A 22,398-nucleotide genomic window follows, 5' to 3' on the forward strand; every position below is an offset into this window, starting at 1 on the left:
TTCAAAATGAAGGAGGAAAAGTAATGAAACATATTGTGAAATACACGCTCGCATTGGTTTTGGTTGTATCCAGTACCGTGACGGTACACACCGCCAAGGCGCAAGACTTTGTTTCCATCTTGACATGCCCGTTTGGCTGTGGGGTCATGGAAGGAAACACCATATTCGGCAACGTTGTCGCTCGTAGTGGAGGCAATCTGTTCATCGCAGCACAGGAAACTCCAGGCTATATGTATAACGTCAGGGCCATGACCGAACAACGTCGATGGAAACATACCGTCTTCGGAACCGAAGACACAATCATCCAATTGGCATTGCATGGTGGAACCGAAGATGTGGCGGAATACCTGCCGGATCCCATTCCGATCAAGTTTAAGCTGCTGCATGGCGAGGCCTACTGGTCTCAAGGGAAGTTCTTTGTCACAACTGATCCGGAAATCAAGACAATCGCGGACATGAAAGGCAAAAGGGTTTCAGTCGGACTCAAGGGACAGAGTGATTGGGGCGTCTATCCAAGGCTGTTCCTGAAACATGCCTATGGAATTGATCGGTCCAATACGGATATTCGTCTGTTGAACCCGGGCGGTCTGACCCAGCAACTGATCGATGGAACAACCGACGTCTGCGTGACAGGTTACGGTACGGACCCGTCACAGGGATTTCACATTCTGAGCGGCCCGCTCAGAAAACTTGAAGCGTCCGGAAAGAAGTTGTATTACATTCCCATGGATCAATGGGCGATCGACAAGATGAACGAGAAATTCGGGACTACCTGGTTGGGAATGACCATCAAGGCTGGCACGCTGCCACACCAGGATGAGGACTTTCTCTCTGGTTTCAACCGGGGATACAAGGCCGTGCATCCGGAATTTCCGGAACAGCTTGCGTATGACTACGTCATAGCAACGCACACCCATCTGGAAGAAATGAGTAAACTCAACGCGCTTTGGAAAGTATTGACAGAAGACATGATGGTTGACGGATTGTCTGAAGAGAATACACATCCGGGTGCTATTCGGGCATACAAGGATCTGGGCATCTGGGACAAACGGAAGAATTTTGTTCCAGTGACTTATCCTGAGATGTAATTCAACTAGGCATTCAATCGGGTTCGCCGTCTGAAGCCGGCACAGCTTCATACGGCGAACCCTGAAACGCAGAACGCCGACATACTGTACGGCAGGACGTTCTCTCTCATGTCCCGCGCCAGACGACTTCGGTCTGCCTTGACCGCGCTGTTTCTGGTCATCGGTACCGCATTGACACTCTATATCGGAATATCGGTATTCGGACTGATCAGCAACTCAAAAGTCTTCTACGCGACGTTCGTATTCCTGGTCATGTGCATGGCCTCGCTGCATGCAATCAATGAGTTGATCGATCAGTTCATCGCCGGGTCGGTCAATCACATATGGCGAATCAGACTGGCGATCGCGGCGGTTGCGACAGTGCTTGCTGTCGGCGGGTCCGGTTACGTTCGATTTCACGCACTCCGTCTTGATGCGATTCATCCTTTTTTTGAGACTTTCGACATCACGATCGGAATTCTCTTCATTGTCGGGGTGATGATGCTGAATTTCCTGCATTGGGGTTGGCTGCTGACTTCGCTGGTCGTCATCATCATCCTTTATTTTTTCTTCGGATATCTGGTGCCCTATCCAATTCTCAGGCTTCCGGAATACGATGTCGGATTTGTCATTCACTATCTTGGACTCGGCGTCAGTGAAGGTATGTTCTGGCTGGCCAGACTGGCGGCGGACAAGCTCTATTTCTTGGTGATTTTCGCCGCTATCCTGCTCGGTGTGGGGATGCTGAAGATGGTCATAGAGATTGGCAAAGTCACTGGTCGGCGAGTACAGGGGGGAGCGGCCTTTCCCGCCATCATTGGCAGTGGGATTGTGGCTTCAGTCATGGGACAGGCCGTGTCCAATGTGGTCCTGACGGGCCGGCTTACAATCCCGATGATGAAAAGTCATGGCTATCGAAAAGACATGGCGGGCGCCATCGAAGCCGTCGCCTCGACTTCCGGGCAGATCATGCCGCCCATACTTGGACTTGCTGGATTCATAATCGCACTGTTCCTGAACGTGCCCTACATCGAGGTCGCGCTGGCGGCGCTCATTCCTGCGTTACTGTTTCTGTCCGGCACCACATTCGGCGTCATTACCTGTGCCCAGAGCGAACGGCTGGAGAAGATGCAGGACGAGATTGATTACAAGGCAATATGGCGCATGGCGCCAACATTTCTTGTATCCTTTGCGGCTGTTGTCATACTTCTGGTTGGATATTACTCGCCGGCGATTGCCGGAATCGTGGGTATTGCGCTGGCATTGGGCTTGTGCATGTTTCAGGGCAGGTACAGGCCAAAAATTCGGGAAATGTACGATGCCTTCCTGGACGGACTGGTCATCGTCACTCTACTGTCGCTGCTGCTTGTGGCGATCGGACCGCTGGCACAGACATTCCTCACAACCAATCTTTCGAACAGACTCGCGATCGTGCTGGTTCAGGTTCTTCCAGACAGCAAGATACTCCTATTGGTGGGCACGATGGTTGTCTCGCTGTTTCTCGGGATGGGACTGCCAACCCCGGTCGCCTACGTTGTCGTTTCCCTGACCCTGGTGCCATTTCTCCAGCAAGGAGGAATCGATGCGATCCTCGCACACTTCTTCGTGTTCTACTTCGCTGTGTTCTCCACCCTGACTCCACCGGTGGCAGTCAGCGCATTGGCTGCGGCGAAACTTTCGGGCGGTACGTTTCTCGGGACCGCCAAAGACGGCATGAAACTCATGCTGACAACGTTCATCATTCCATATGGATTCATCTATCACCCAGAGCTTCTGTCATTTCCAGATGTCACCCCGGATGTCATTGCACCGGTTGTGCTCATACTCTGTCTGCAGTGGACCTCGTCTGTCGTGTGTTATGGATATTTCTTCCGCGATCTGACTTGGACTGAGCGATGGGGATATCTGACAGTCACCGCGATCGGATTTTCCTACCTGATCAATGAACGGCTGATTGAACTGATCGCATTCGGGGCGTTGTTGATTGTAATGGTCGGATGGGTTCTGTCGACCCGCAAGCGTCGGGGCGTGCACGATGCCTGAGGTCCGAATGGAATCGACGACGGCCGATCTCAGTCACTGACATCAAACTTGAACTGACGTCTGGTCCAAAATGTCGGGGCGATGACCGTCACTGGTTTATCGCCGCAAATGCTGGTGGCGATTTTCCACGCATGATCAAAGTCTTTGGCAGGCGTGATGCCAAGTTTGCGAAACGCGCCCGGATTCTCAGTTCCAGACATGATCACAGCGGATGCCCTCTGCAACGTGTAGTGACCGATGTACATCAGCCAGAATGGGTGTCGAGGGTGATATGAATTTCCATTTCGATACAAGTCAAGGTACTTGGGTTTCGAACTGATTTCCAACTCGTACTGCTGCAGTTCGCTGATATCGTGATGCCGGTCATAGAGATCAATCACCTCCTGATAGGACGGATACATGGTCGGATCAATCTGTCCAGTCGATGGATTCAATCCGATCACCACACCACCCTCACGAAGAACCGGCCGGTTAAGCCAGATTCTCGGCGGGTTGAGACAGCCGATGGCTGCAATTAGGGTGTTGTCCGCTTCGCCGTAGGCGAACCAATCGCTCATTCCAATGACCATGATGTCGGCCTGTGGTGACGGGTAGCGGCTGAAGGAATCAGCCAAATCCCAGCATGGTGCCTCGAGTTGCGGAGAATAGCCGGCATACACACCGGCGATCTTTCCGCCGACACCAACGATCGAGTTCACGTAAAACACCCGCTTGCCCATGGCTTGCTCCATGAAGTCGTGGACTTGCGCTTTCACACCGCGATACATCATGGTGCGATGATCGCCCGTTGTCGACTTGGGTGAGTGCCAGAATCGATGGGCGTGATGCGACGCCAGACTCTCCGCCGAAGCGAGTCCCGTTACAGCACCGGTACCGGAATAACCGCCAACATACGTCGCTGACACGGTCCCCACGTATATGGACAGGTCCGCCTCGACAAAACGTCGGTTGTGTTCGACGTAAGTACCGCGGTCGGTTCGACCCAGATAGCTCAACTCATTGCGATCCTGACAATCATGATTGATGACTTGTCCGCTTGGCCAGAACCGGTCGAATAAGGGAGCACCGAGAAAATTCCTCAATTCTTCGCGACGCCATTTACGATGAGCCCCGTTCGCACAGATCAGGCAGATGTCCTTGTCCCTGACGCCGCATCCGGTCAGTTCGTCAATGACCATCGGTATGATCGTCTGCCAAGGCAGCGGCGGTCGGGTCGGGTCATCAAATCCTATCGCGACGGTCATGCCGCGTCTTGCAAGTTCCTTCAGCGGCGCAGACCCAACCGGATCTTTCAGTGCCTGCTTGATTCGGGCTGCGGGATCTGGCAGAAACTGCGGGTCCTTGAATTCGATCACTGTCGAATCGGCAGGCACGTCAATATTGATCTTCTTCGAGCCGAAGTCGGTTTCAACTCCTTTCAAACCATACATGGCATTCATGACTTGATTTGGTTCATGATTCGAATGGCTGCGCATGCCGCTCCGAAACCGTTGTCAATGTTCACCGTTACAACCCCGGGAGAGCAACTGGACAGTATCGTTTCAAGTGCCGAACGACCACCTTGTGCGACGCCGTATCCGACCGATGTCGGGACCGCAATGATTGATGAGGGGGTCAGACCGGCAACGACTGTGGGCAACGCTGCGTCCATCCCAGCCACAACTACAACTATCGACATTTGACGCAACTGATCCTCAATACCCAGAATCCGCCACAACCCCGCCACTCCTACGTCGTAGAATTCGGAACAATCCCTGCCGTGATATGCAAGTGTACGCACCGCCTCGCGGGCGACACCGACATCGGAAGTACCGGCTGCCACAACCGCGATTTGGTCGGTGCTATCTGGCTTCGGACAATCGCCGACAATGCCGGTGCGGGATACTTCCTCATAATCGATCACGTTTCTGGCTTCATCGCTGAGTGCCGAATACTTCTGTGGATTCAGTCTTGTGAGCAATTGTGGCTGGCCCTGACGTTCCGGCCGCAAAACAATACGTTCGATCTGATCAATATTTTTGGACTCACAGAAAACCGCCTCATCCAGGCCAGTTCGGTTCGCGCGCTCATCATCAGGTTGAAAGTCTGCGCGAAGAGTCATCGACTTACCCGCGTGAAAGCGCTGCCCATTCGGTATTCCCCGAAGCGTATGGGGTGATATCCCAATCTTTCCGGAAGTGTCGCGTTCACCAATGATTCAATTTCATGCCGCTGGTGGTCGTCGAGTCTGGACAGCGTGTCGGCGGCCAGTTCAACTACGATGCCTTCGCGACGGACCCGACATCGGACCGTCTCGACTTTCTGCGAATGGCGTATCCCCTGCTCGATCAGGTCAATCACCCTCAACCATTCGCCATCAATCCGAATTCCAGTCTCCACCCTGCTGGAAAGACATGGAGAGGCAGGAAGCTCGGAAAGTTTGTGCAAATCCAACGTCCGCGCAATGTCCCTGATTGTCGCCTTGTCAATGCCGACTTCAACGTATGGATGACGGACGCCATACTGTTCAGCCGCATTCAGACCAGGGCGAAAATCATCAAGGTCATCCTGATTGGTCCCTGAAAGTATCTGCAATTCAACTTTACTGTCGATGTACTGATAGAGATTGAACTTGCAGTAAAAACAGCGATCCACCGGATTGCTCATATATCGCTCGTCACTGAACTCACCCGCATCGCAGATCATGAGCTGCCAGTTCTCTTTTCGGGCGTAGTCTCGCACCCTGTTTGTGGCTCGGATGGACACCGCCGGAGATACTGCATGAACCATGCGTGCACTGACATTGTTCATGCGACCGGCGATGACTGACAGCAACATGCTGTCGACGCCACCGCTAACCGCGATTACAAATGAATCAATCGACTGAAGCAATGACCTGAGCCGTCCGAGTTTTGAGTCCGTCGACTGCCCGTATGAATGATTCGAACAGGATTCCATGACTTCAATCAGGTTTATCGCACCGATTCTCAATCTCGGCCTCTATCTGCTGTCGGACTCGTTTGCGCGCGCTGTAGTCCCCGACTTCCGATAGAAATTCAGCTTCCACCTTCACCGTCTTTGAACCGTCTGGTCTGCCGGCGATCTTTGTCGGTGCCTGCTTGTGATGATAGGCATGTCGAGTGATGACCTTTCGATCAGCCAACTGATACCGAACGCCCAGTGTCGCTGTCTCTGAAAGGCAGCTCGAAGCGATCGTCTCGATGAACTCGGCCCTGCCTATGACCTGGATATGCGCAGTCATGCGCCCTTTCTTGCCGAAGGCAGGCACCTGCAAAACGTCTAAAACACCCTCGCAATCGCGTATTCGGTCCAATCCGATCGCAAGGTCTTCGGGCGACTGGTCATCGACCTCAAATTCGAGTACGGAGATTCTCTCATCTTGCACCTCACGGTCACCCGCGGCATATGAGAGCAGCCTGACCACATTACTGATACCCTCAAACGATGCTGAACCGAATCCGATTCCGGCAGCTCTGAGAATCATCGTAGCTCTTGGTTGATCGAACTTCGGGTCAATCGCTCTCAAGATTGCCGCTCCAGTCGGGGTTACCCGCTCCCCTTTGCGGCCATCGTTGTACAGCGGATAACCAGTCAGAAGTCGCGTTACGGCCGGTACCGGCAACGGCAGGTCTCCATGCGCGGTCTGGACAAAGCCACTCCCGGATGGGAGTGGGTCGCATGACCAAGTGACGTCACCGAGCGCGTCGATCAGGTAGGCGGAGCAAATGATATCAACCAACGAATCCACCGACCCCACCTCATGCAGAATCACTTTGTCCACATCAATCCCATGTACAGCAGATTCCGCTTCAGCGATGTAATCAACAATCCGATGTGCGACTGCCCGCACATTTTCAGGAATATCCGCATTGTCGATGTGATTCTGAATATCACGGTATCCGGTGTTGAGATGATTTGAGCGCGATTCGCTCACGTGGAATTTCTTTCCAACCATCACGGAATCGCGGTGAGTCTGTACGTCAATGCTGATATCATCTGACAAATTCAGACACTGCAACATCGCAAGCATTGGTTTTTCAAGTTCCGATGCAAGATCAAGCGCGGCAGCTACGAACATGTCGCCTGCGATTCCGCCCACGGGATTTATGTGTATGTGCACAACTCTCAGCAACTCTTGTGACGATTCGGTTACAACACAATGATACTGATATTGCCTGAAATATTGGGAATTGAAGACCTTCGGCAGATCGATCGACACTGTCTGTCCTGGCACGACTGCAAATCTCTATAATAACCGGCAGCAAAACAACGATAATCCAAATCCTGAAAATTGAAACCTCCCCTTGGCAGTTAACCGCATGACCTATCGATCCAATTCTCACGCCAACAACTGGAACTATCCGACTACAATGCGATTTGGGCAGGGACGAATCCAGGAGATTTCCGGTATCTGCCTGGAATTCGGCATCAAAAGCCCGCTGCTGGTAACCGACCCCGGACTGATTGACCTGCCGATGGTGCAGCAGATTTTCGAGCTGTGCCGGTCTAATCTTGACAACTGCTCCATCTTTTCGGAATTGCAACCCAACCCTGTGGAAAGCAATGTCGTCCAAGGCATTGAGGTATTTCGATCGGGCCGTCACGATGGGATAATCGCACTCGGCGGCGGAAGCGCGCTGGATGTCGGCAAGGCAATCGCACTGATGGTTGGACAGACACGTCCGATTTGGGACTTCGAAGATCGCGAGGATTGGTACACGCGAGCGAATGCCGACGCGATTGTCCCGACGATTGCAATACCGACGACCTCAGGCACAGGTTCCGAGGTCGGACGCGCCTCAGTCATTACGGATGGGTCTGATCAGACGAAGAAGATTATTTTCCACCCCAAAATGATGCCGGTCTGCGTCATACTTGATCCTGAAGTCACTGTTGGATTGCCAGCTTTGCTGACCGCTGGAGTCGGGATGGATGCACTGTCGCACAACCTTGAGGCATACTGCAGTCCCGTTTATCATCCGCTCGCCCAAGGTATTGCCGTCGAAGGAATGCGCCTGATCCGGGACTGGCTGGAACCCGCCTGCAGCGACGGTCATAATCTGGAAGCCAGGTCGCAAATGCAGGTCGCTTCCTCCATGGGTGCCACTGCCTTTCAGAAAGGTCTTGGCGCGATGCACAGCCTCAGCCACCCTTGCGGCTCGATTCTGGGCACGCATCATGGTACAACCAACGCCGTCGTCATGCCTTATGTGCTTGAGTTCAACACCGATGCGATTGATGATCGACTGACCGCACTGGCACGCTACCTTGACCTGCCGGATCCATCGCCGGAATCAGTAATCCACTGGGTTTTGGATCTGCGAAACCAGATCGGAATTCCACATACACTGTCCGAACTGGGCATGTCAGACGAAAATGTCACACAGTTTTCCAAGATGGCCATGCTCGATCCTTCGACATCCACCAATCCGATCCAGATGACACAGGATTACTTTGAGGATCTGTATGAACGCAGTATTTCGGGATCTATCGGTGTCAGCTGATCAGTCGATTTACGAGCGTTTGCACCTGCCCAGGAACAATCTCTGGGTGTTCGGTTATGGTTCATTGATGTGGAATCCGGGATTTTTCTACACCGAGTCGAGGCGCGGTAAACTATTCGGTTATCACCGCTCCCTGTGTCTTCGCTCTGTTCGCTATCGCGGAACTGATTCCAATCCCGGACTGGTTTTTGGTCTGGATCGCGGCGGATCTTGCACAGGTATGTGTTATCGGCTTGAGGATGACCGCCAGCGAGAGATCGCCGCTTATCTCCAGGATCGTGAACTGCTGAACAATGCCTACAATCCATTCATACGACCGGTCAATCTGGATGACGGTCGCTGTGTGGATGCCATCGTGTTTGTCGTAAAACGTCAGCATCCCTCATATGTGCGGAATCTCACACCAGACCAGATGGCTGGAATCGTAGCCCGCGCCGCCGGACATCGAGGTCCAAACCTCGATTACGTCATGTCCACGATCAAGGTTCTGGAGGAATTTGGAATCCGCGATCGTCTGCTGTGCAACATTGGAAGACTGGCATCGGCACAATCGGCAAAGCTCAGCGAAATCTGATCATGGAAAGGACCAAACGTTCCAGAAGGCCGACTGGAGTCTCCGGTATCAGGTCATTCGCAGGACAGATCGTCCTCATCGGATTGCTGGCCAGCTATTTCGTCTATCTTATATTCTTTCACATTATCGATACGGATACGGCGTCTGCCGAATCAGACTCGCTGACACCCGTCGACTACCATTCGATCGCGTCCATTGCCACCGCAAAAATGGCTCAGGGACTTCACTACAATCTTCCGAAAATCGACAACCAGGCATCCCCGGACATTCTTGAGAGCTATCTGACTACTTTAGACCCCACCAGAGCGTTCCTGCGTCAATCGGATATCGATGAGTTCCGCCAACATGAACTCTACTTTGATGATTTCCTGATTGGAGGCAATCTCGATGTGGTTTTTGAGATTTTTGAGCGTTATCGGGAACGGGTCAACGAGCGAATGGCGTACGCCTTGTCCATGCTGGACTACCAGTTCGACTTCAACCTTACAGATGAGTTGGCCAATGATCGTTCCGATGCCGAGTGGCCCAAGAATATCGAAGCCCAGGACTGGTTGTGGAAGCGGCTGGTCAAGGATGACGTCCTGACACTTGTACTTGAGGGCAATACGGAAACTTATCAGGATGTTCTCAAATCACGATATGAAAGACGTCTGAACAACGTTTCGCAATATAGGGCGGACGACGTAACTGAACTGTTTCTCAACGCATACCTGCGGAAACTGGATCCATATTCAGCGTATTTTTCCTCGAACAGCACCGAAGATCTCGAGATTACGCTCTCACAGCAGATCGAAGGTATCGGCGCAGTTCTGGTACTTGAGAACGATTTCACTGTAATCCATTCCTTGATCACTGGCGGGCCCGCCCAGCGCAGCAACCTGATCAACGAAGGTGACCGTATCGTCGCGGTAAAGGGCGAAAACGATGAATTTCATGACATCGTCGGTTGGCGTCTGAGCAACGTCGTTGACCTCATCCGAGGTCCCAAGGGTACGTACGTCACTCTCAAGATCATTCCCCAGGAAGCCCTCTCGGGATCGCTGCCAGTGGAAGTGACAATCCTCCGGGATAAGGTGAAGATCGAGGATCAGATGGCCCGCAAATCAACTGTGGAAATTGTAGAGGACGACCGATTGCTGCAACTGGGGATTATTGAGTTGCCGGCTTTTTATGCCTCACTTTATCCCGATGACAATCAGGATTCGGTTCGAACTTCTGCAAGGGATGTCGCCATGCTGCTGAAGCAACTGAATGATCAGCAGGTTGACGGGGTTCTGATCGATCTTCGGGGCAACGGTGGCGGTGCGCTGAGCGAAGCAGTCGATCTCACCAGCCTGTTTATCGAGTCAGGGCCGATCGTTCAAGTGGAATCCACAGATGGCGAATTGGAAATCCGTTTCGATTCAACTGGAAAGGTGACCTATGATGGCCCGTTGGTTGTCTTGGTTGATCGACAGAGCGCTTCCGGCTCAGAAATCTTCGCAGGTGCGGTTCAGGACTACGGTCGCGGGGTGATTGTGGGTGAAACCACATTCGGAAAAGGAATGTTGCAGACAATCTGGCCGCTCGACAGGGTCGCCAAGACGGAGCATGCCGGTACATTGAAACTGTCAACTGCCAAGTTTTACCGGGTCAACGGAGAAAGTACACACTATCACGGTGTCGTGCCCGATATTCCGTTCGCAACGGACGAATTCGCTCAAGATTCCGGTGAGCGATCCAACGAAAACTCTACTCCGGGCACCAATATCAACCGCGCCAAGCAGTTTGAGCAATGGCAGAGCGCACCGAGAATACGTGAGTTGGTCCCGAGTCTGAGCTCACGCAGCGAAGAGCGAACTGAGATGAACCCGGTGGTTGATTATCTGGTAACAAGGGAGCGAAACAGTCAGCGAAGGTTTGATCAGTCCACAATCTACCTGAACAAGGAAAAACGCGAGTCGGTCATTGGCAGCGAACGCGAGATTGATCTGAGGGCGCTCAATGACCTGCGCTTGGCAATGGGCTGGGAAAGCGCGACCGAACTGAGTGAGGACACAGTACCGACTGATTTGATTGAAGACACCTTTCGGGATGAGGCGCTCAACATTCTTGTCGATCTGATCATTTTTCAAATGCAGGCAGGGTAGCCGGCAGATCCGACTGGTTCGACTGACGACCCTCTTGCGGCGGTATCTGCAAAATGGGTGCGGCACACCCTGAAATTCACGACCGATGGTCATGTGTCTGGAGCGAGGTCGCCATTGAGATGAATGCGTCGAGGCGCCAGCACGTCCTTGCAAGCCTTCTCGGCAGCGTGTATTGCGCACCATTTGGGGAAATTCGTCAGCGGTCATCTCATTGATAATATTCCTTTTATTTTTCAATTAGATATGTGTGATAATTATCCCATTACACTTTATTGTTTATAGAAGCATGTCATGAAATTCTCGTCTTGGGCAGATAGGATCAATAATGAGGTCGGCATCATCAACCTGATGAAAGATCTCGGCAATGCGCCCACAATTTCAGGCGACCGGCCTTTATATATGCTTGGCGGTGGAAATCCTGCCCATATTCCGAAGATCAAGGAATATTTCCATGGACAGATGGAGCGGATTCTGCAAACGCCTGATGAGTTTGAGCGCCTGGTTGGCGACTATGCGGGACCTCAGGGGTCAGCCCGATTCGTCGCAGCGCTGGCCGACTTGCTGAAGGCGAATTTCGGCTGGAATATCGGACCGGAGAATATTGCGATATCCAATGGAAGCCAGATGGCATTCACTGTCATTTTTCGACTGTTGTCCGGCAAGTATCCTGATGGCGAGCCGAGGCAGGTTTTGTTGCCCATGACACCTGAATACATCGGATACAACGAGGCTGATGAGGCAGAATCCAGATTTCGTTCCATTCGGCCGAATATCGTGAAGACCTCACAACAGACGTTCAAATATGAAATCGATTTCGCCAACATCGAGATTTCCGACGAGGTGTCCGCGATTTGCATCTCGAGGCCGACCAATCCAACAGGTAATGTGGTGACTGACGACGAAGTGACTCAATTGATGGCACTGGCGGACAAGCATGAGATACCGCTAATCGTCGATGGCGCTTACGGACTGCCATTTCCGTCCATTGTTTTCTGCGACGCCACAGTTCAGTGGAATGAGAACGTCGTATTGGTTCTGAGTCTTTCAAAACTGGGACTGCCCGGCACGCGCACCGGGATCATCATCGCCAAACCGGAGTTGATCGAGCTGTTTACCTGTGCAAACGCAATCATGACTCTCGCCAGCGGCAACTTCGGTTCCTTCCTGGCACTCCAATGTGTGGAAGATGGAAAGATTCTTGAACTCAGCCGCAAAATCATACGTCCGTTCTATCGCAATGCACTGAATGACACAGTTTCGTCGATCAGGGCCTACTTTGCAGGCTTACCCTATATGCTGCATGAGCCTGAAGGCGCGTTTTTTGTATGGTTGTGGTTTCCGGGGTTGCCCATCTCGGACGACGAGTTGTATGTGAGACTGAAAAGAAGGGATGTCTATGTTGTCCCCGGCAACTTTTTCTTTCCAGGACTTGAGGGTGAATGGGCGCATCGACACGAGTGTATCCGGATCAGCTACGCCGGTCGCCGGGACGTAGTCGATAGAGGCCTGCGAATCATCGCAGAAGAAGTACGGCTCGCATACCGGGAGTCCGGATAGCTCGCTTCTGTCGGTTAAGCTCCCTTCCACTCCTGACCGGCGCAGATCAAGAGTGATCCGTAGTTCTGACTTTTTCGTTGTGGAATTTCCTGCACTTGCCCGATGCAGACTGGAACAGTTTTGGAAAGGATTCAGCAACTCTTGCCATCGTAACAATCCCCGGCATCTATGGGGTTGCATGTTCCTCAGGAGCGCTGCCGATCATCAATCGGCTTCATTGTGCCATCAGCGGTCTTTTGATCGATTGTCCTTGACATGAATTCAAAGGCATGAACACCGAATCTGACACAAGCCCCGCCACCGCCGGGTGGAAGGATGTTCTCGGCAGTGGTCACCGAAGACCATTGGCTTTGGTTTGCCTTTCGATTTGGCTTCACGCTTCGATGGTAACAGCCATGTCGACATTGATCCCGGAAATTGTCGACGAAATCGGAGGAGTTTCGCTGATTCCGTGGACCTTTGCGCTGTACGAAATTGGCTCCATCGTCGTCGGCGCGGGGAGTGGACTTCTGGTCTACCGCTATCGGTTGCGCAACCCCTTGAGTTGCGCCTCCTTGGTTTTCGCATTGGGCAGCGTCATTTGCGCGTTAGCGGACTTCATGCCGATTCTTCTGCTTGGCCGTCTGTTACAGGGGGTCGGAGGAGGCGGACTGATTGCGATTTCCTTCATCGCGGTCAGTGCCCTATTCCCCAACCACCTTATCCCGCGGGTGCTGGCTGCAGTGTCTGCAATTTGGGGTGCTTCTGCGTTTCTTGGACCATTGATCGGCGCATTTTTCGCCCAGCAGCTCTCCTGGCAAAGCGCATTCTGGTTCTTCGCCTTCATGTCAGCGGTATTGTCCATTTGGATTCGACCGAACGTCTCAGAAAATCAGGACCACGAGATTGCTGAAGTGACCCGCGGATTCCCTATCCGCAGACTATCGGTTCTGTCTGTTAGCGTTTTACTGATTGCTGCTGCAGGTATCAATCCATCTTTGGGTAAGACGCCCATATTTGTCTTGCTGGGAATCGGCTTTCTTGGCTGGTTTCTCCGGATGGATGGCAAAGGCCAGGACAACCGTCTTCTGCCGCACAGGGCAATCGGATTCCAGAACAGGGTAGGAGCAGGGTTGACCATGATCTTTTGCTTCGCGATCGCGACCATGGCAGTCACTGTTTACGGGCCGCTGTTTATGGTTCATATTCACCAGGTGTCCATACTCACAGCAGGATACGTGGTGGCCTGCAGTTCTGTGGGTTGGAGTCTCGGAGCGGTGGCGGTTGCCGGAATTTCTACATCCCGAGATACCCGAGCAGTTATGACAGGCATGTTAATACTGACTGTCAGTATTGCAGGATTTGTTTATGCCATTGTCAACGGGCCGGTGTATCTGCTGGCCTTGCTCGCGCTCATGGAAGGTGCCGGATTTGGCATTGCCTGGGCCAGCATTCTTCGCCGGATGCTAAGTCTGATTGATCTTGACGATCGTGAACGGGTTTCCGCAGCCATCCCAACACTACATCGACTTGGGTACGCGATTGGAGCTGCTTACATTGGTATAGTGGCGAATGTTGGCGGATTGGAGATGGACGTTGCCAATGAGACGGTCGACTCAGTCGCCCAATGGATTTTTCTTGCCAGTCTTCCCTTCGCGATTCTGGGATTGTACGCAGCATACAGATTTGTCAGTAAATCACCGTAGTCAGACCAAAAAAGGATAGAGCAGGATCAACGCCGATTCCCTGATATTTCACTGAATCTTTTAAGGGAGTCAGTGTATTCAGTCAACTGGTATCCGGATAACAACCCCTCCCATTACATCGCCGACTTCGATATCGCTGCGTGGGGAATCCTGGTGGTTGTTGTGACAGGCTGCGCATGCCTGTGCTACAGCGATGTCTGCATACATTGCCGCGAAATAACTTTCGCCGCCAAGTTGTTCTTCACCGTAAAAGGTTTCATCCGGATTCGCAGCAACAAATTCAAGTCCTTCCCTTTCCAGATCCGTCGCTGGGCCGTTTTTCTTGTTTATCGGGTCCAATGAAATAAGAGAATAGGAAAACTCTTCAGTTGAATCTGCAACATATTCCGAGCCGAATCTAAACATCTGCGCCGGAAGCGGCAAGGCCGCGTCGTCATCGAAATATTCCGAAGCTGTAATCACCTCCTCGTCCACCGTGAGACGCTGAACAACCTTTTGTGTATATACGGCTCGGTCAGCAGAGATCACCAGATATAGCATATCGGCTACCTGCTCATACGAAAGGTCATCTGCCAATGCGTTTTCAGCCATTGTGAAATTCATCGCAAGTACTAAGGCGAGCAATTTACTGAAGTGCTTATTCATTGTCTTTCTCGATGGTCTTTGCATGGTCTTCTGTTATATCACCGTTGGCCAAAGACGGCGTTCTCAATCAAATTGAGAAGCTTGTGCCGGGACTTCTTCGCATGAATCAGAAGTCGACACGTGCGAATGCATTGCCGTTTGCAGGTGAGTTTGGGAGAGCTCCAGATCAGTCCCAAATCATCGATCGCTTGGCGGAACCTGAAAACAAATCAGCTCGTCACGGCTCCAGCATGCAACAAGGGATTTGTGTTGCAGTTTCGAACCATGACTATTCGTCTCGCTTCTCCTGCTCCTTAAGTAACGCCCATTCGATACTCTCGACATGCACGTTTGGCTTGCCGAGAAAATTTCGCTTGATCAACTCGTCGTCAGCCAATGAGTCGAGAGTAAAACTGAGCCCGTGGCAATCCAAACAAACAGGGCGAATCATTTTTTCGTTTGGTCTGAGTATGTCGTTTTGGTTATGGGAAGTCACAACATTCCCTCGCCGTTCAATTTTTGCCATATGACAAGTTGCACAACTGACCCCGCTGCCAAGCGTTGCCTCGCCCGCAACTTCAGCTTGCCAGAGCGAGAAATGCGGACTTGCCCGATAAGCCTTGCTGTGTGCGTCGTCGTGGCAGGTCAGACAGGCATCAACTGCAGCATACGCGACATCAACGGAATGAGGATCATGACAAGAACCACAGCTTAGCAGCTGTCCTTTCACCTCATGCCGCATTGGCAAGCGCGATTCTGCTACTGTCATGTACAGTGGCACTGCCGGGTCGGAAAACCACGCTTTGATAAATGAAGGTGTAATCTTCTCAAGTCCCGGAGAGTTGATCGCAGTATTGATATCGCGCGGGGTTGCAATCTTGGGATGCTGTCGCATGCCGTGGCGACCTTGATTGAAAGTGTTGACCTCAAATCTGTGACAATCAGCGCAAATTTTTCGACCTGGCCTGTCTTCCCAAGCCGATTCGATCCCAGCCACATCCGAACTATTGGCAACTGCAGGTGCGTGACAGTTGGTACAGTTGACTGCGTTTTTTGCATGGTCAGAATCAAGCCAGTCACGAAGGATAGCTGGGTCAGCCAGTGCCTCTGCCGGTGCTTGAGCATCGCCGGCTGCCAGGTGTTTTGCTTCGGAATTGTAGGCAGTGCGAGCCTGAAGTGTGAGTTCGTGAACAGGGCTCTGCGCGAGCCAGGTTGTCGTGGCATGCTTGATTAGAAAATCACTATACAGCGCCCTGTTGTCATGGTAGTTATGGCAACCGGAACTGGCGCACGTCTCGAATGAAAGTCCTGCATGACTTGTTCGAATCAATCGCACATCCTGTTCCCCTTCGGAGTGGCATGCGATACAAAAGTTCATCGCAACTGTGACCGCGCTTTTTCGCGTAACTTCCGGTCGATGCTCGATATGGCAAGTCGTACACAAGCGTCCGTCAAGTTTTTCCCAGTATTCAGCCATTCTGGGATTTCGAAACTTCTTGCGCGGGTGACTGTCATCCGCTTTGGCCAATTCATCTTCGTGACAGGTTCTGCAAGTCTTGTTCATGGCCTTGACAGCTGCTGCAGGCCGACTGAAAGCGGGAGCCGCATGGCAGGACTCACAAGCCAACTCAAATTGATGATGAGCATCTGTAGTCTGTCCTACGAGAAGCAGTTCACGGCTGCCGCCAGCTGTCATCCAAATCAACACAACCCCGATTGCAACCAGTGTTGCCAGCATCCAGCACAAAAAATAAATTTGTCTTCTCGACATTCCCGTCAGTGACCTAATACAAGTAGACGATGAGGATATGGACAACAAGCAGTGCCGGCAATGGAAGCAGGAATAGAAAATGGGTCTTGACGGGAACCTTTCGAATTCGTTTGGTGACAGACAATCCCCTTTTTCCCAATCCGGATGCCCCGCCAATCAGAATTCCAGCAGCTGCACCGACAATCAGCACCGCAAGGTAGGATAGCATCAGCAGAGCGTTTAGATTCGCACCGAGTCGGAAACCAGTATGAGCAAACAGCGTAAGGACGCACAAAATTCCAAGCAGGACATGAAAGAACTGCCAGGCCGAATAGCTTGCCCATTGGCTCAACAGCCGATATTTCAGCACAACGATAATCAGAATTCCCAACAGACTCAGTCCAAGAAGCAGGTATCCGGTCCACTGCTGCCAAAACGAATCGTTCCACAAGTATTCGAGCAAGGTAGGGCCGAATTGGTCCGGAATCGGCACCCGCGGTGACACCACAGTTGCAACAGCCGTAACACACGCCACAACGGACAAACCGAAAACAGCGTTCTGCCTGCGAGCGGTCCGGGCACGAATCTGAAGGATCTGCTTGCGTTCAATGGAAGCGATTCTATTGATCACCTCCCTTCCGATGAGTTCAAGACGACGCAAAATTCTCATTCGCGGCTGGCATTGCTTGATTTGCGAATCGCTTAGAATTTCGGGAAGCAATCCGCAAGCATCGACCAAGCATGCAGCGGCAGCGTCTGCAGGATCAGGAATATCGTCGCACAGTATCACATCCCTCAGTCGTTTTTTGACGTTCTCCTTCGAATTCAAGTCAGTTAACGAATAGATTCGATGGTGAGAGGACCAAGCAAATTTGTATTCCTTTTGCCCCACTACCCCGCTTTGTACCAGACTGGCCAACGCAAGTTCCTGAATGGAAATTGATGGGCTCGCCGATAGTGTCTCAATCCAATGCACGGTATCAGCGGATTCCGGATGTGTCCTTATTTCGGACAAAACGCGATCCATCAATATATTTCCGGTTGGCGTTTCGTCCAAGACGAAAAGCGTATTCATGTCGGTGTCAATTCGTCCTGCAAGCGATAGATCAAGCAAGACGGCACCCGCAAGGACACTGGCTATTGATTCGCTCTGACTGGCAGCAAAGGTTCCGTCTTCGTTTTCCAGAAGCAAAAGTACACTGTCACTGATTGTCAACATGGTTAAACAGGAGTAGGACTAGTGCCGAGCAATCCAAATTTTTGTCCGCTCTTTGGCTGATTATCGTTGCATTGCCGTCATTGCCAGTTCGATATGGGTCCCGGCGCAAGACTTCTCGATACTACAACTGTATCCAACTGCACTTATTCAGTGGATTGCTGCCTGACTGCTCAATGTCGTGAGTTATGTTGCATCGCCCTTCGGATTTGACAACACTCTCGATGCAGCATTTGTGTGTCCTGGAGACAGGTTTACTGTAACGGTAATCAAAGCGGTATTCGAAATCCATCGTTGCTGATTCCAAGTTTGGAAATATCGCTGCAACCAATCACTCAGCTTTGAGCCCACTCAATCAACTTGTCAAAAAATCGTTGCTGACATTGGTCAGATTCAGCAACATACTCCGGATGCCATTGGATTGCGATCACCTTCGGATAATGATCTGACTCGATAGCTTCGATCACTCCATCGACCGATCTCGCGCACACTGAAAAACCCGGCGCCACATCTCTGACACTTTGATGGTGATAGGAAGGACATTGAATTTCCGTATCGCCGACGATAGCGGCCAAAGCAGACTCGGGTTCAATCATCACAGAATGAAGAACAAAATCGACCGTTTCGTCTCTATGAATGACAGATTCGCCGTATTCGCTTGGAATATGTTCAACCAGAGTTCCGCCAAGTGCAACATTGAGCACCTGGATACCCCGACAAATCGCCAACAGTGGCTTTGATCGCTCAATCAGCAAACGAGCAACTGCAAGCTCAAATTGATCCCGCTCCGCATCAACGCCATATACCGACTCATCGTTGCGGCCGCCGTATTCGGCGGGATCAACATCCGCCCCACCGGTCAGCACAAAACCATCGAACTGAGCAACAATATCGTCAGGCGATTCTGATGTCGGAGTCAAAACTGCAGGTATGCCATGAGCGCGCTCCACCGACTCGACATACCTTGCAGGAATCGTAAATCTGTTTTCTTCGTTGCGAACGTAACTGGTTACACCGATCAGTGGTTTAGTCATTGCCGAATCTGATTTCCAAGTAGTTTTTCCAAATCAATCGAAAGCTGCTGGTAATGGTTTGCGGCGCATTGGTGATCCAATCACTTATTTCCTGAGCGGTGAACCATCTTCCATCCGCCGCCTCATTCGAATCCAGTTGGAACGGTCCATCATCGAACACCTGGTATACCCAACAGAACTCATAGGCCGTATCCTCACTCGCCGACAACTTGAACAGTCTTGGCGGAGTGGATTCAAGTACGATGCCGAGCTCTTCCTTCGCTTCACGGACTATTGCATTGTCGTAGTCCTCTCCGGCCTGCAAGTGCCCACCGACGGAAGAATCCCATAGTCCGGGGTCGCAGTCCCGATCATCAGTACGAAGCTGAAGAAAGACACGTTGGTCTGCATCAAATACCAGTGCATGGACTGAACGATGCAGAAGATTGCGAGCATGAACTTGAGATCTAGGAAGACGATCAATCACCATGTCCCGACTATTGACTACGTCGAATATCTCTTCAGTTTCAGTCATCAGATCCGCTATGAAGTTCGAGTTGCCAATAAATAGAAATAACCTTGTACTACAATGGTTTACGAACACTCGAATTCGACTGGACAGACAGTCCCGAGTGATTTGTCACGATTACAAGGCTGCCAGGCATTTTACACCATAATCACAGTCGCCTGAACATGCCCGGCACAAAGAACCGCCGCAGTCTATTGCTGCACTGACTGTACCGGCCTGGCAACGAATCGTCACTGACAACCCCAAAATACAAAACCGACAGCCTGGTTTCAGGCATGTCGGTCAATTTGGTTGCGGGGGCCGGATTTGAACCAGCAACCTCCGGGTTATGAGCCCGACGAGCTTCCAAGTTGCTCTACCCCGCAACACGGTCGAGAATTATACAGGCATTTTCCGATCACCGTTGACCAAACAAGGCCGATTTCTCGCAGTGGACAGGGCCGGGGAAAGTTCAGCCAAGGCTGAGAATTGCTTGCTGGCATATTGCGATCGCACTGCCGACCCATGGCAGAATTGCCACGAGAACGATTGCATTGAATCCCAGCAGTACACGCGTGTGTGCGGTCCTGTCGAAGTCGATTGGCTGTTCACTGATGTCGTCGAAGTAGACTACCTTGATGATGCGCAAATAATAAAAGGCGCCCACAACCGCGAGAAGTACGGCTATGACTGCGACCCAGACCAGATTTGCGTCGACCAGTGCCTGAATCACAGCAAGTTTTGCATAGAATCCGACTGTAGGCGGAACTCCTGCAAGCGAAAACATCAATAGCAGCAACCAAAAGGCCATCCACGGATCACGCGCATTCAATCCACTGTAATCCTTGATCAGGTCAGATTCATCGCCCTTGCTGGCTGATATGACAATGATGCCAAACGCGCCAAGGCTCATTACAGCGTAGACCAGTACGTAAAATAATGAGGCTGTGTAACCTTCCTGGCTGCCGCTTAGAATTCCAAGAAGCATGAATCCCATGTGAGCGATGGTGGAATACGCAAACATACGCTTCAAATTCGTCTGCGCGATGGCTATCAGATTGCCCACGGCAATGGAAAGCAATGCAATAATGATGAACATATCCTGCCAGATTGGCGCAAGACTCTCCAGTCCCCCGATCAACAGGCGCATCAGCATTGCAAAGGCGGCGATTTTCGGCATCGACCCGAGATAGACTGTCGTCGCAGTCGGCGCACCATGATAGACATCGGGCACCCACATATGAAAAGGGGCAGCGCCCAGTTTGAATGCGATTGCTGTCACAACGAATACAAGTGCGAAAATCAAAGGCAAATTCTGTTCGCTCGAATCCACCAAGGTCGCATGTATGATTGAGATATCCAGTGACCCGGTCAAACCGTAGAGAATTGATAGACCATACAGCAACGAACCTGATCCAATTGCGCCGAGCACAAAATACTTCATCGCCGCTTCGGTAGCCAGTGCCGAGTCTCTTTGAAACGCAATCATCGCATACAGACATAGCGACATCAACTCAAGCCCAAGATAGAGCACCAAAAGGTGATCCGCCGAAGACATGATCATCATGCCCAGAATTCCGAACAATCCCAGAACATAATATTCGCTTCTCGCGATATCGCGCTGTTCGGAATACGATCTCGAATAAACGAAGACGGCGACACCGAGCAAGCAAATCATGAACTTTGTCACAGTGGCGAAGGCATCGTCTGCGAACATACCCTCAACGACTGTAGCGCTTTCCCGATAAACCTGCGAAGCTGTCAGTGCGCAAACTACGAGCAGGGTAAGCAGCGTAAGGGCAAAGGGAAGATTCCTGATTCTCTCAAGCCGGGTCTGGTCAGCGACCAGAATAACGCAGGCCATGACGCTTACGACAATTTCCGGAATCAGCCGGCTCAATTCACTTGCTAGTGACATAATTTACTTTAACATTTATAGATATATTTATGTATTTACACAAATATTATGAGTCGGTGTACATGAAGCACGATGGCCCACAGTCAGAAAATCTGACGCAACCATCGCATACGACTGTGCATGGCACTATTGATTATTGATTATTATATTGTCAATTTGCCTAAACAACTCACTATCGAACAATCAGCGACACGGTGTGTCTGACATGACTGAAGCTACTGTTATTCCAGCCAGACAGGGCAAGGCTGCCATTGCGAAAAAGGGGCAATCAATACGCATCATCAACACCCACGGCAATCAGGTTGTCGACACTTGGGCATTCAATCTCGAAGACTTGAAAGAATTCCAGTCCAACGAGCATACCCGGACGACCTTGATGAGTATGACGTTCCGTCCCGGGGACTCCCTATATACCAATAAACGCCGTGCGATTCTTGAAGTTGAAGAGGATACTTCAGGCGGGGCACATGATCTGTTGATGGCTGCCTGTGATGGCTATCGATACAGATTGCTGGGTTGCGCCGAATATCACGACAACTGCACTGACAATATGATCAATGCAATGAAGGAGATTGGAGATGTCGCACCGGAAGTACCCTGTCCGATGAATCTATTCATGAATATCCCGTGGACGCCTATAGGGGGACTGTCGTGGCAGGCGCCAATTTCAAAACCGGGAGATTACGTACAGTTTCGCGCGGCGATGGACTGCGTTATGGTGTTTTCGGCATGCCCTCAGGATATTCTGCCGGTCAACGGCGCGGGCCTGAACCCGACCGAAGCGCACTTTTCAATATTCTGAAAATTTCC

Annotated in this window: 18 protein-coding genes and 1 tRNA gene; 8 read left to right on the forward strand and 11 right to left on the reverse strand. The window is 51.5% G+C overall.

The features are described from left to right. Window positions 1-23: 23 nt before the first annotated feature. Together OXI60_09650 and OXI60_09655 are read left to right on the forward strand one after the other, a co-directional pair. Complete coding sequence (locus tag OXI60_09650; protein ID MDE0310079.1) at window positions 24-1,088, forward strand: hypothetical protein; 1,065 nt, start codon at window positions 24-26, stop codon at window positions 1,086-1,088. A gap of 108 nt (window positions 1,089-1,196) precedes the next feature. Next, window positions 1,197-3,110 (forward strand): TRAP transporter fused permease subunit, encoded by a 1,914-nt coding sequence (locus OXI60_09655; GenBank protein MDE0310080.1) that lies wholly within the window; start codon window positions 1,197-1,199, stop codon window positions 3,108-3,110. Between the two features lie 29 nt (window positions 3,111-3,139). On the opposite strand, the gene OXI60_09660 is transcribed toward OXI60_09655, so the two are convergent. The 4 genes from OXI60_09660 to OXI60_09675 are packed head-to-tail and all read right to left on the reverse strand — an operon-like array spanning window position 3,140 to window position 7,344. After that, window positions 3,140-4,549, reverse strand: coding sequence for a lactate racemase domain-containing protein (locus OXI60_09660; protein MDE0310081.1), 1,410 nt, complete (start codon window positions 4,547-4,549; stop codon window positions 3,140-3,142). Continuing rightward, the gene (larB, locus tag OXI60_09665; protein MDE0310082.1) at window positions 4,546-5,211 is read right to left on the reverse strand and encodes a nickel pincer cofactor biosynthesis protein LarB; all 666 of its coding nucleotides are present in this window, start codon (window positions 5,209-5,211) and stop codon (window positions 4,546-4,548) included. Before larB ends, OXI60_09660 begins: the two co-directional genes overlap by 4 nt. After that, window positions 5,208-6,047 (reverse strand): hypothetical protein, encoded by an 840-nt coding sequence (locus OXI60_09670; protein MDE0310083.1) that lies wholly within the window; start codon window positions 6,045-6,047, stop codon window positions 5,208-5,210. The genes larB and OXI60_09670 overlap by 4 nt, the downstream gene beginning before the upstream one ends. Window positions 6,048-6,051: 4 nt before the next feature. Next, a complete protein-coding gene (locus tag OXI60_09675; GenBank protein MDE0310084.1) occupies window positions 6,052-7,344 on the reverse strand; it encodes a LarC family nickel insertion protein in 1,293 nt (430 codons plus the stop codon). A gap of 85 nt (window positions 7,345-7,429) precedes the next feature. Between OXI60_09675 and OXI60_09680 the strand changes: the two genes are divergently transcribed. The 5 genes from OXI60_09680 to OXI60_09700 all read left to right on the forward strand — a co-directional run bounded on the left by OXI60_09680 (window position 7,430) and on the right by OXI60_09700 (window position 14,559). Then, window positions 7,430-8,614: an iron-containing alcohol dehydrogenase gene (locus OXI60_09680; GenBank protein MDE0310085.1), complete on the forward strand. Its 1,185-nt coding sequence runs from the start codon at window positions 7,430-7,432 to the stop codon at window positions 8,612-8,614. Beyond that, the gene (locus OXI60_09685) at window positions 8,577-9,188 is read left to right on the forward strand and encodes a gamma-glutamylcyclotransferase (GenBank protein ID MDE0310086.1); all 612 of its coding nucleotides are present in this window, start codon (window positions 8,577-8,579) and stop codon (window positions 9,186-9,188) included. The genes OXI60_09680 and OXI60_09685 overlap by 38 nt, the downstream gene beginning before the upstream one ends. Before the next feature lie 2 nt (window positions 9,189-9,190). Then, window positions 9,191-11,317, forward strand: a complete 2,127-nt coding sequence (locus tag OXI60_09690; GenBank protein MDE0310087.1) for a carboxy terminal-processing peptidase — start codon at window positions 9,191-9,193, stop codon at window positions 11,315-11,317. A gap of 291 nt (window positions 11,318-11,608) precedes the next feature. After that, window positions 11,609-12,874 carry a valine--pyruvate transaminase gene (locus tag OXI60_09695; protein MDE0310088.1) on the forward strand — a complete coding sequence of 422 codons (1,266 nt, stop codon included), beginning with the start codon at window positions 11,609-11,611 and terminating at the stop codon, window positions 12,872-12,874. 269 nt (window positions 12,875-13,143) lie between these two features. Then, window positions 13,144-14,559, forward strand: a complete 1,416-nt coding sequence (locus OXI60_09700; protein MDE0310089.1) for an MFS transporter — start codon at window positions 13,144-13,146, stop codon at window positions 14,557-14,559. Between the two features lie 78 nt (window positions 14,560-14,637). Here OXI60_09700 and OXI60_09705 read toward each other — a convergent pair whose 3' ends face one another. The 7 genes from OXI60_09705 to nuoN form a co-directional block, all read right to left on the reverse strand. Beyond that, complete coding sequence (locus OXI60_09705) at window positions 14,638-15,150, reverse strand: DUF3365 domain-containing protein (GenBank protein ID MDE0310090.1); 513 nt, start codon at window positions 15,148-15,150, stop codon at window positions 14,638-14,640. A 322-nt stretch (window positions 15,151-15,472) separates the two neighbouring features. Next, complete coding sequence (locus OXI60_09710; protein ID MDE0310091.1) at window positions 15,473-16,954, reverse strand: ammonia-forming cytochrome c nitrite reductase subunit c552; 1,482 nt, start codon at window positions 16,952-16,954, stop codon at window positions 15,473-15,475. Window positions 16,955-16,967: 13 nt separating this feature from the next. Beyond that, window positions 16,968-18,152, reverse strand: a complete 1,185-nt coding sequence (locus OXI60_09715) for a GPP34 family phosphoprotein (GenBank protein MDE0310092.1) — start codon at window positions 18,150-18,152, stop codon at window positions 16,968-16,970. A gap of 332 nt (window positions 18,153-18,484) precedes the next feature. Continuing rightward, a complete protein-coding gene (locus OXI60_09720; protein MDE0310093.1) occupies window positions 18,485-19,183 on the reverse strand; it encodes a gamma-glutamyl-gamma-aminobutyrate hydrolase family protein in 699 nt (232 codons plus the stop codon). Continuing rightward, on the reverse strand, window positions 19,176-19,697 hold the full coding sequence (locus tag OXI60_09725) for an NUDIX domain-containing protein (GenBank protein ID MDE0310094.1): 522 nt from the start codon (window positions 19,695-19,697) through the stop codon (window positions 19,176-19,178). The genes OXI60_09720 and OXI60_09725 overlap by 8 nt, the downstream gene beginning before the upstream one ends. A 282-nt stretch (window positions 19,698-19,979) precedes the next feature. Continuing rightward, window positions 19,980-20,056: transfer RNA gene (locus tag OXI60_09730), tRNA-Met, on the reverse strand. Between the two features lie 86 nt (window positions 20,057-20,142). After that, on the reverse strand, window positions 20,143-21,588 hold the full coding sequence (nuoN, locus tag OXI60_09735; GenBank protein ID MDE0310095.1) for an NADH-quinone oxidoreductase subunit NuoN: 1,446 nt from the start codon (window positions 21,586-21,588) through the stop codon (window positions 20,143-20,145). A gap of 205 nt (window positions 21,589-21,793) precedes the next feature. Between nuoN and OXI60_09740 the strand changes: the two genes are divergently transcribed. Continuing rightward, window positions 21,794-22,390, forward strand: coding sequence for an urea carboxylase-associated family protein (locus tag OXI60_09740; GenBank protein ID MDE0310096.1), 597 nt, complete (start codon window positions 21,794-21,796; stop codon window positions 22,388-22,390). The last annotated feature ends 8 nt before the right edge of the window (window positions 22,391-22,398 follow it).

This window comes from Acidiferrobacterales bacterium, from assembly GCA_028820695.1.
Lineage (GTDB): Bacteria > Pseudomonadota > Gammaproteobacteria > Arenicellales > JAJDZL01 > JAJDZL01.

What these genes read in the sequence shown, in the direction of transcription:
- OXI60_09650 (MDE0310079.1), top strand. Translation starts at nt 24, where the DNA reads ATGAAACATATTGTGAAATACACGCTCGCATTGGTTTTGGTTGTATCC.
- OXI60_09655 (MDE0310080.1), top strand. Translation starts at nt 1,197, where the DNA reads ATGTCCCGCGCCAGACGACTTCGGTCTGCCTTGACCGCGCTGTTTCTG.
- OXI60_09660 (MDE0310081.1), bottom strand. Translation starts at nt 4,549, where the DNA reads ATGAATGCCATGTATGGTTTGAAAGGAGTTGAAACCGACTTCGGCTCG.
- larB (MDE0310082.1), bottom strand. Translation starts at nt 5,211, where the DNA reads ATGACTCTTCGCGCAGACTTTCAACCTGATGATGAGCGCGCGAACCGA.
- OXI60_09670 (MDE0310083.1), bottom strand. Translation starts at nt 6,047, where the DNA reads ATGGAATCCTGTTCGAATCATTCATACGGGCAGTCGACGGACTCAAAA.
- OXI60_09680 (MDE0310085.1), top strand. Translation starts at nt 7,430, where the DNA reads ATGACCTATCGATCCAATTCTCACGCCAACAACTGGAACTATCCGACT.
- OXI60_09685 (MDE0310086.1), top strand. Translation starts at nt 8,577, where the DNA reads ATGAACGCAGTATTTCGGGATCTATCGGTGTCAGCTGATCAGTCGATT.
- OXI60_09690 (MDE0310087.1), top strand. Translation starts at nt 9,191, where the DNA reads ATGGAAAGGACCAAACGTTCCAGAAGGCCGACTGGAGTCTCCGGTATC.
- OXI60_09695 (MDE0310088.1), top strand. Translation starts at nt 11,609, where the DNA reads ATGAAATTCTCGTCTTGGGCAGATAGGATCAATAATGAGGTCGGCATC.
- OXI60_09700 (MDE0310089.1), top strand. Translation starts at nt 13,144, where the DNA reads ATGAACACCGAATCTGACACAAGCCCCGCCACCGCCGGGTGGAAGGAT.
- OXI60_09705 (MDE0310090.1), bottom strand. Translation starts at nt 15,150, where the DNA reads ATGGCTGAAAACGCATTGGCAGATGACCTTTCGTATGAGCAGGTAGCC.
- OXI60_09710 (MDE0310091.1), bottom strand. Translation starts at nt 16,954, where the DNA reads ATGTCGAGAAGACAAATTTATTTTTTGTGCTGGATGCTGGCAACACTG.
- OXI60_09715 (MDE0310092.1), bottom strand. Translation starts at nt 18,152, where the DNA reads ATGTTGACAATCAGTGACAGTGTACTTTTGCTTCTGGAAAACGAAGAC.
- OXI60_09720 (MDE0310093.1), bottom strand. Translation starts at nt 19,183, where the DNA reads ATGACTAAACCACTGATCGGTGTAACCAGTTACGTTCGCAACGAAGAA.
- OXI60_09725 (MDE0310094.1), bottom strand. Translation starts at nt 19,697, where the DNA reads ATGACTGAAACTGAAGAGATATTCGACGTAGTCAATAGTCGGGACATG.
- nuoN (MDE0310095.1), bottom strand. Translation starts at nt 21,588, where the DNA reads ATGTCACTAGCAAGTGAATTGAGCCGGCTGATTCCGGAAATTGTCGTA.
- OXI60_09740 (MDE0310096.1), top strand. Translation starts at nt 21,794, where the DNA reads ATGACTGAAGCTACTGTTATTCCAGCCAGACAGGGCAAGGCTGCCATT.